This window comes from Methanospirillum lacunae (assembly GCF_003173355.1).
In the GTDB taxonomy this organism is placed as follows: Archaea; Halobacteriota; Methanomicrobia; order Methanomicrobiales; family Methanospirillaceae; genus Methanospirillum; species Methanospirillum lacunae.
Map to the genome: position 1 here is coordinate 79,483 of NZ_QGMY01000001.1, position 10,290 is coordinate 89,772.

At 37.9% G+C, this 10,290-nt stretch carries 5 protein-coding genes; 2 read left to right on the forward strand and 3 right to left on the reverse strand.

Annotated elements, in window-relative coordinates; translation table 11 throughout:
- Positions 1 to 223 precede the first annotated feature (223 nt).
- Together DK846_RS00380 and DK846_RS00385 are read left to right on the forward strand one after the other, a co-directional pair.
- Positions 224 to 502, forward strand: coding sequence for a hypothetical protein (locus DK846_RS00380; RefSeq protein WP_109966940.1), 279 nt, complete (start codon positions 224 to 226; stop codon positions 500 to 502).
- A gap of 485 nt (positions 503 to 987) precedes the next feature.
- Positions 988 to 1,491: an archaellin/type IV pilin N-terminal domain-containing protein gene (locus tag DK846_RS00385; protein WP_109966941.1), complete on the forward strand. Its 504-nt coding sequence runs from the start codon at positions 988 to 990 to the stop codon at positions 1,489 to 1,491.
- 748 nt (positions 1,492 to 2,239) lie between these two features.
- On the opposite strand, the gene DK846_RS00395 is transcribed toward DK846_RS00385, so the two are convergent.
- From DK846_RS00395 to DK846_RS00405, 3 genes are all read right to left on the reverse strand, one after another.
- Complete coding sequence (locus tag DK846_RS00395) at positions 2,240 to 3,481, reverse strand: ABC transporter substrate-binding protein (RefSeq protein WP_181391551.1); 1,242 nt, start codon at positions 3,479 to 3,481, stop codon at positions 2,240 to 2,242.
- 623 nt (positions 3,482 to 4,104) lie between these two features.
- Positions 4,105 to 6,543, reverse strand: a complete 2,439-nt coding sequence (locus tag DK846_RS00400) for a PKD domain-containing protein (protein ID WP_109966944.1) — start codon at positions 6,541 to 6,543, stop codon at positions 4,105 to 4,107.
- A 449-nt stretch (positions 6,544 to 6,992) separates the two neighbouring features.
- The gene (locus tag DK846_RS00405) at positions 6,993 to 9,434 is read right to left on the reverse strand and encodes a PKD domain-containing protein (protein WP_109966945.1); all 2,442 of its coding nucleotides are present in this window, start codon (positions 9,432 to 9,434) and stop codon (positions 6,993 to 6,995) included.
- Positions 9,435 to 10,290 lie beyond the last annotated feature (856 nt).

Genomic DNA, 10,290 nt, shown 5'->3' on the forward strand with positions numbered 1-10,290 from the left:
CAAAGATTATTTCTAAACATTCTTTCCTAAAGCACTTCATTGGATGAAACAAACATTCTGGATAGATCCAGAATGTTTTGATTATATTAAAAAATACAACGTTCATACATTACCAAAAAAATTGGATTCTTATATTGGGTAAAACCGTTTTCCGAGAATATAAGGGAATTTACCAATGATTATACATTCAGATTATAATTTACTCGGGATAACAACGTGAATAATGACTCCTCGTATCCATATTATCGTATTGCTAGTGGTTCTTCTTCCTCTGACACATGTAACTGCTGATAAGGATCCCATTATTGGTTCATACTTCTATATTTTTGATTATGGGTACAATAATACCATGAATATTCAGGACACTATCCCCAGGAATAAGATCAACAGACTATATATTGTATTTGCAATGGTGAAAGACGGTACCCTCATGAATATTCTGACTGATGGAACGGAAGACCAGGCAGATCAACGAATTCAAACGGTTATTAGTCTTTGTTAGAAGAATAACGAGGATACAGGATTTTATCAAGGGATTTTTACCGAGGAAATTATGCACCTTAAACTTTTTTTGATTCTTTGTGTAAGTTTTATTTTGTTTAGTATATATAACAAGATTAGGAATTTCCGAAAAACTAAATTTTTTTGTCTTTAACCTGTGAATAAAAGTGAATAAATTAGATAGATTGTTACTAACTTAATTTGGTTAACTTTAACTTAAGATCTTCATCTTCAGTCTTGGTTTGGATTACGCGCTAAAGTGAATAAAAAGCTATTGCATGGCATATATATTTCGGAATATAAAAATAAGGACATATATATCATATTCAAATGATATTCGGTTTTTTGCGAAACCAAATGATTATTTTTGATAATTCATAGCAAATTATGATCTATTTATTTAAACACATAAATATAAAAAACCGAAACGGTTATTATCATTTTTAGCTAACAATAGTTTGTTCGGGGGGACCGAACAGGTGTAAAATGAGGAAAGATTTAGCTTTTTCAGGCCTTGAAGCAGCAATTGTATTAATTGCATTTGTTGTCGTGGCCGCAGTGTTTTCCTACGTAATGTTAGGAGCAGGGTTTTTTGCAACCCAGAAATCACAGGAAGTAACGTATTCAGGAATTAAGCAGTCCACATCGAACATTGTCTTAGATGGGCAGTTATACGGTGATTCTAGTGATATTTCTGTGCTTACTATTTATCTTGCCATTCCAGAAGGTGGACAACCACAAAAACTGAGTGACGTTGACTATCTCTGGACAATTGATGGTGGAGCAGTAACAGTAGTAACCGGAACTGACGCCGACAATGTTGGGCTTCTTCAGGCAGGAGACAGAGCAAAAATTACTATTTCACTCGCTGCAGCCAACCGCCCGGGTCCGGGATCGAGTTTTACTCTTGAAATAAAACCAAAAGTTGGAGCTTCCTCACTTATATCCAAAACCCTTGGTAGTGGATATGCTGGTGGAGTAATTATTTAAGAGTAATTTTTTAATTTTTTTCTCTTTTTTTGAATTTATATTAGTAATCTTGGAACTCAGTGCTCTCATCCCAAGGTTGAATATATCTTTATGCATTTAATGGATCTCCTCGTTAGTGTTACAATTTTTATGTAAAATATCAAAGGATTGTGACATTAATAACAATGATGTACTTAGCATCCTGGTGTTCGGATTCTTAAAGGGTGTAATTCATACCGATCTTTAATCATTAGAAGAACCTCCTACTATTAATCCATATAATGACCCTCTAATAAGACCTAATTCAATATTTATCAGTCTTGAGAAATGTGGAATGACAGGGTAAGGGGTGTGAAAAAGATATAACAAGGAACCAAACACTGCCATAACATTTCTGAATCTTTGTATCTGTTCATTTTTTGGATATCAGCGAATATGGAACTTCCTGAAAGGTGATTTTCTTTAGTTTTTCCGATGGATAAACCCCAAGGATATCTTTACCCAAAGATAATTACCAAACTCCTCCCTGGTGTTTGAATTGTTGAGGAAGAAAAGGTCTTCAAGGTGGCAGTGTTTCGAACATCTCCAGGATGCAAAGAGCAGACATTCAGTTAATACCTGGTTGATTCCCGGTTCGTTTAAGAAGGGAAGGGAATAATTATCCATCCCCCTACATTCATTTAATTCACACAGGAGGTATGCTTTCAGATATATATTCGGGTTCTCACTACAGAGATAACTTGTCTTTGAGCTTCCGGATATCAATAGTTCATGCCGCTAATGTTTTTTCCAGTAATGTATTATTGACTCTAATGAGAGGTATGGTGGTGTTCAACCCATCCAGATATGCAAAGCACGGTACCCACTTTATTGTTCCATCCGCTCCTTTTTGAGGCAGATAGAAATAATAATCTCCATGCTCCCGGTCTCCATTTTTATCAAGTTTCAACCAGCCGGTTGCTCCATACATATTATTTCCAAGGATATCAACAATTTTGAGAGTGTCTTCAAGTGTTGATGCGTTATTCTCAAGAATGCGGGCTGCCATAACAACCTCATCATATGGAAGGATCTCGTAAATACAAGGTTGATGACCGTCAGTTGTTGCCTGTATTTTATCATATACCTTCCAGTAATTGGAATCCTCAGGTTGTGCCACATTAAAGGAAATTGTTGCTAAATGAGTGTCATATGCAAATTGTGCTGCAGTGTCATTCTTTAGGATCGTCGGGTTGAGAGCAACTCCATCCATTCCAGACCACTGGATTTTTCGTAAATTCGGATAAGCGGATGCCTGTGCCAGGAGATCACTGATCTCATCTATAGAGATCGCAAAGACACACACATTCTTTTCACCATATGTGTCAATAAGAGATGATACTGAACTGTTCAATTTTTCAAGTGTACTGGTAAAATCCCGTGTTCTTGGTGAATATATGACCGTATCAGAAACTTGAGTTATACTTTTCACTTTTTCAGAGAGATCAAGTCCGTATAAATCACCCCGTGATACAACAACTGTTTTTTGCGGAATTGTCCCGGTAATTACAGTATTATAACTCGCAATCGCATTAACGAGTGACAGGTCTCCAGGACATAATCTGATAACCTGATCCCCGGGAATTGCCAGTTTTATTGAAGACGATGGATTAATTGAGAGTATTTTCTCTCGTGAAAGGATAGGTAAGCAACCTGAAAGTTCTTCAGAGGTGGTAGGACCAACAATTATCTGAGCTCCTTCAGATACAAGGTTTTCAGCAGCTTTCGCTGCACTTTCTGAGGTACCATCAGAAGATTCTTTCTTGATTACAACAGTTGTGGTCTTGTTTACTTTTTTGTAATAATCGTTGAGGTCTGATGCAGCAAGATTTATCGCCGTTTCTATTCCTGGGGCGTATGAAGTAGTATCACCACTTTCATCAATAATCGCCCCAATAACTATCTGTTTCTCTGCAGATACTGCAGAGACCAGCATTATCCCGGCAAGAAGGAGTACTACTAATCGATTCATAATCAACACCATTTTCTTATAATTACCCTGTTTATGGATTGACTCAGGGATAAGAGAGAGTATGACCTGGTATTATTTATTGTTGGTGAAATAAATATCGAGATAGAGCCGGGAGTAACGCCAGTTATCAGGGATATTTTGTTATTTTCAAGTGATTCAGACCATATCAAAGGCAATCTACATGATATGTGATTCCAGAAGCCCAGTTGATTTTTAAGATCAGGTGAGATAATTCATGTGTGTATATGGATTTATCAGATCTCTAATAATCCGGGATTTCTATGGTTTCAGGCTTTAAACGAATCCATTGACAATGTAGATGGTGATGAGCTGTTTCCTGAAGGTTTAGATCCCCGGGGTTAGTCACTCCATTGTGGGCCCGGATGATCTAAAAAGATCAACAATAGTTATTAGTCCTCAAATCAGGGGTCATAAATTCCGGATTTGATGGGATTCTCCATTATTACAACGGGGGTTTAGGGAGATAGACAATGTAACATAGTGTTCAACAGGATATCTGCCTGACATTGATAGTGAGCTAGCCTCTGGTGAATTTATCGATGTACCACTACTTCATATCCAGAGAGGAGTGAATAGAAATGCTAAAAAAAGGGAAACATTTTTTATGTTACTGTTATTGCATTCGAGATTCTCAGGCTACCACCATAGTTTGCATTTTTAAGAGATAATGTAACCGAGTAGGTACCTACTACAGTATACACATGTGACGGGTTCTGTATTGATGACTGTGCCCCATCTCCAAAGTCCCAGGTCCATGATGTCGGATTTCCTGAACTCATATCCCTGAAATCAACAGTGAGTGGTGCATTTCCGGTTGTCGGATAGGCTGAAAACTGTGCAATAATCTTTCCCGGAACAGGAGTCGGGGTAGGCTCCGGAACTGGTCCGTCAGTGACAGTAATATAGTTATTCCATACCGCATAGCCTCCGGTCTGGTTATTCAAGGCACGGAGAGTTACAGAATACACTCCGGGAGTTGTGTACGTATGGATTGGATTCTGTGTTGTATTGGAAATTCCATCTCCAAACTGCCAGTACCACGAGGTTGGTGAACCGAGTGACTGTTCCGATGAGAACGAGACAGTCAGAGGACTCTGTCCATACCGTGTTGAAGCATTAAAGATTGCATGAACCTGCCCGGGCGTTGCATTCCCTATTGCCTGGATCTCGTGATCTTCAGTCAGTTGAGTAAAGGTCCAGTTGGTAACATTTCCTTTTGATTGTGAATCAACAACCACATCGCTGATTTCTGCGCCAGGTTTTGCCTGAGTAATAAAGGTCTGGTTCGTATAGGACCGGTATGAACTGTTCCCTCCTGGGACAATGATACCCCAGTTATTTGCAGTTGCATTGATTGTTACAGTTTTTTGAGGTACGAGGGGTGCAGTATCGTTTATTCCAGTGAGTAAATTGTAAGGGATTGTTGTATATCCTGATACATTAGGAGTCTGCTGATCTGACCATCCGGTTCCGGAAGGGTTACTCCAGTAATTACCTGCAATAAACGGCCCTCCAATAACATTTGTTCCAAGTTGTGGACCATCCGGATTCGTCCATAAGAATGAGTATTTACTGAGGTTTCCACCCCCACCGATATTGGTGTCACTTCCAAAGTAATTGTTATAAATTTTTCTTATTCCCTCATTACTCCTCCCATAAGAAGAACCAATTTGAACACCGGATTGACTTGTACTGTTGATCTGGTTTCCACATATTGATGTAACATAATTATCCAGGATTCCAACTCCAACTGTTGCATTCGTTATTATGTTATTATCAATACTGGAGTTATTCCCGTGGCATACTAATCCATTGAGAGTAGTATCACGGATGATATTATCTGATACAGTTGTATTCTCTCCTTGTATGACTATACCAAAAAAGGTATTAGAATATACTCTATTGTTTCTCACATTACAGTTGTCTTCATATGCTAAAATGCCATATGCATGATTATTTATGGTATTTTCTGAAAAAGTTCCATTTTCTCCCATCGCAAGGATTCCAAATCCATTGTTATTTGAAGATGAGAGAGTATTGCTTTTTATTGTAGCATTATCTGCAACTAAAAAAATGTTATAGTTATTCTGGCTTATTATATTGCCAATACACTCTATTCCAGAACCCCCTATCCCAATACCATAATCTAAATTATTTATTGCAGTATTTTCATTTATGGTGATATTATTTCCCTCAAATATACCTCCATTATAATTATTGTTAAATGAATTTTTCTTGATGCTTATGTTATCAACAACAGCATAGCAACCATACTCCTGATTGTTATTTAATACATTATCAGTAAGAATTGCATCCGTACCAGAGAGGTATATACCACTCTGACTATTATTCTTCAGGATGTTCTTTTCAATTGAGATATTTGAGCCTGATAAGATGGCACCAGTGAAATAGTTGTCACACATTGAGTTATTTATGAGTGATACCTGATTTCCTGTGGAGTTAATACCGGTATAGAATTTCTCAACTCCGGCAAAATTCCTGACTGTCGTATTGTTCTCTTCAGACCTTATTGTGATACCTGTATTTGTAGCGTTTCCGGTAATCTTCTGGGCATTGCCTTCAAGCACTACATCAGAGGCCCCAATATAAATTGCCGTGCTGTTTCCAGTTGAGAACCCATCCTGTAATGTGTAGGTCCCGGAAGAATAGATGTAATAACTCTGGTCGTTTCCGGTTGCATTGAAGTAATAATATCCACTACCTTCAGGTGTCGGTGTGATAGGGACCAGGACAACATTTCCCATCGTTTGAATTCCACCTTCTGAGGACACCAAACCTGAAACAAGCCCTTGAGTTTCATCTCCTGCAATGTGTGCCTTATTGACATCACTGATATTTTCCGGGGGTGCAGGAAGCGTAATATTCTCAAATTCAGGAAAATTTGGGAGAGAATTATTCAGTTTATTATCGATTAATGGTGAATTATTACCTGAATCTGCTAAACACGAAATAGTTACAGTTCCTAGAAGAACAAGCAAACATATGAACGTTTTCGGAATTAAGCCAGAATTGTTAAACATTATCCACCTTGGTCAATGGTCTTATCTTCATAAGATTACTAATATGCAAGAGGAACTCACCACAAAGATCAATCATTGAAATCAGACTGATTTCCTGCCGTCTATCACAGTTTATTAAACCCATCGTATCCCTCATCCCTCATCAGAAAAATCGACGAGAGATATGTTATTTGTATATCATTCAAATGATAATATAAAAGTATGCCATTATAACCTCACATCGCGAAATATATTCACATAAGGTAATAAAAATTACGAACCTCTTAAATTTAATTTGTGGTGTTCTTCCATATTGCGATGGTTACACTTTTTATTGATAATTTTTTTATATGTGCTCATATAATAATGGCAGAAATGAAGGACACCATACGGATCAGGAAGATTAATTGAAAGGTACTGGTATGAGGGCATTCCGCATTAGGAAAAAGAGAAAAAAAGTAATATAATATTTATGTTACGGTTATTGCATTAGAGATTCTCAAACTACCTCCATAATTCGCATTTTTTAGAGACAATGTGACCGGATAGGTACCTTTTGTTGTGTACGTATGTGATGGGTTCTGCAGTGTTACCTGTGCTCCATCTCCGAAGTCCCAGAACCAGGAAGTCGGGTTTCCTGAACTCATATCCTTGAAATCTACAGTGAGTGGTGCATTTCCGGTTGTCGGATATGCTGAGAACTGTGCAATAATCTTTCCCGGAACAGGAGTTGGAGTAGGCTCCGGAACTGGTCCGTCAGTAACAGTGATGTAGTTATTCCAGACTGCATAGCCTCCGGTCTGGCCATTCAGAGCCTGCAGAGTTACAGAGTATACTCCGGGAGTTACGTATGTATGGACCGGATTCTGTGTTGTATTCGTTATTCCATCTCCAAACTGCCAGTACCATGAGGTTGGTGAACCGAGTGACTGCTCAGATGAGAACAAGACAGTCAGCGGACTCTTTCCATACCGTTTTGAAGCATTAAAGATTGCATGAACCTGTCCTGGTGTTGCATTCCCTATTGCCAGGATCTCATGATCTTCAGTCAGCTGAGTAAAGGTCCAGTTCGTGACATTTCCTTGTGATGTGGAATCAACAACCACATCAGTAATTTCTGCACCAGGTTTTGGCTGAGCAATAAAGGTCTGATTCGTGTAGGACCGGTATGAACTGTTCCCTCCAGGGACAATGACACCCCAGTTATTTGCTGTTGCATTGATGATTACAGATTTTTGAGGCACAAGGGGTGCAGTATCGTTCATTCCAGTGACTACTTCGTAAGGGGTTGTTGTATATCCAGATACATTGGGCGTCTTCTGGTCTGACCACCCTGTTCCAGATGGGTTACTCCAGTAATTACCTGCAATAAACGGCCCTCCAACAACATTTGTTCCACGTTGTGGACCAGCAGGATTTGTCCAGGTATATGAATAATTACTGAAATTTCCGTATCCTCCGATGTTGATATCGCTTCCAAAGTAGTTATTGTAAATTTCTCCTAATCCTTCAGTGGTACCATAATAATCCAGGATTAAAAGACCAAACCGGCTTGTACTATTAATCTGATTTCCAATTACGGATGAATTATAATGATCAACGATTCCAACTCCAAATGTGGCATTCGTGATTATATTATTATAGACTGTAGAATTTTCGCCATAACATGCCAGTCCATAGAGAACAGTATCCCTGATGATATTATCTGATATAGTTTCGTTATTTCCTTCTAGAGCGATACCATAGATATTATTTGAATAAACTCTGTTGTTAATTGCCTTACAGTCACTATTAGATGATATAATACCATATCCATTATTATTTACAGTATTTTCTGAATATGTTGTATTTCTACCATATCCATGGATACCATAACCATAATCATCAGATGATGAGGAGATTGTATTGCTTTTTACTGTGACATTATCTCTGGCTGTGAAAAGGTTGTCACCGTTCTGGCTTATGATATTGCCAATTATTAAAGCTCCTTCACTTTCTATTCCGATACCATAGAATCGATTATTTGTAATAGTATTTTCCTTACATACAAGATTATCTCTGATACAGGTTACACCATAGGCATTATTATTGATTGAATTTCTCTCAAGAGTTACGTTATCTGCATACCCATAGACACCATAACCCTGATTGTTATTCAAAAAATTGTCTGTCAGTGTTATATCAGTGCCATATACATAAACTCCCACAGAACTACAATTCTTTAAAACAGTTTGTTGCATGGAGAAATGAGAACCTAATGAATAAACACCGCTGAAATAATTATCATATATTGAATTATTTACAATTGATACATTATCAGCATTAGAAGCAATTCCGTTAGAGAATTTTTCAATTCCGGCAAAGTTCCTGACTGTTGCATTACTCTCATCAGAACTGATGGCGATACCCACATTTGTAGTGTCACCGGTGATCGTCTGGGCATTGCCCTCAAGCACTACATCAGAAGCACCGATATAAATTGCCGAGTTGTTTCCTGTTGAGAACCCATCCTGTAATGTGTAGGTCCCGGAAGAATAGATGTAATAACTCTGATCATGTCCGGTTGTATTGAAGTAATAATATCCACTTCCTTCAGGTGTCGGTGTGATGGGGACCAGGACAACATTTCCCATCGTTTTCATATCGGTATCAACAAATGCCAAACTTGAAACAAATCCACTAGTGTCCTTTACTACAGTATGTGTCTTCTTGATCTCGCTGATGTTTACCGGTGGTGCAGGAAGTGTAAAATTTTTAGTATCAGGGAGATGTGTCAGAGAAGTATTCAGTTTACTATCATTAAATACAGAATATTTGATGTTTGTCTCAGCAGTACACACAATAGTCACGGCTGTCAGAAGAATAAGCAGGCAAACGAGAAATTTTGGAATTAATCCAGAATTTTCGGACATTATACACCTTTGGTCAATGGACTGATATTCCGGATATAATAATTATGCAAGAAAAACTTCCCATTTTTCTCCATCAGCGAAATCTTATTGATTTCCGACCTTCTTTTACTGTTTATTGCACCCATCGTATCCCCCATCTCTCATCAGAAAAATCGAAGAGAGATATGTTAGTTGTACATCATTCAAATGATAATTTAAAAGTGTGTATTAGAATACAAAATTTACGTTGCCCAAATAATGTTCGGAGGACATAATACACCAACCAAAAATTTGATTTTATATTCCTTTTGCTTCACTATTTTTTGAATCTTACTTAACTCTCAAAAGTTTCGGATTTGTAATTTATCGTGTGAGAAAGGAGTAGGAGGGTTAATTAGAAAGCAGCTTGTCTGCTTTTCCAGCTCTGGTAACCGCACCAGAAACCGTATCATCTGGAATCAGGCGGAAAAATGCAGATATGGGGTGATATCCATGACCATTCGTATCGATGAACCTGATAATCAATAAGGGAGGAAGGATGGGAGATTCAAATAACTGATATCCCAAATGTACATTAATTCATTTTTTCCGTTTTTCTAACTCTTCAGTTTTTTTGCCCAAAAAAACATGGAAATGTATGCTTTTCCAGACTTAGATGGATACCGGTTCTGGGGGATCGTTATCTCGATTATCTGACGAATAAAATCTATTCAGATAGATTACTCATGATCGAATTCATCAGGTTGATAGGGATTATGTCTATTGATACGTGGTATTGGGATTGCACTGATACGTGTTAATCCCAGAGATGAAACCTGACTTTGCCACTTTGACTTTCAAGTCTCAATGAGCTCATCCACTAACACGATCAAATTTG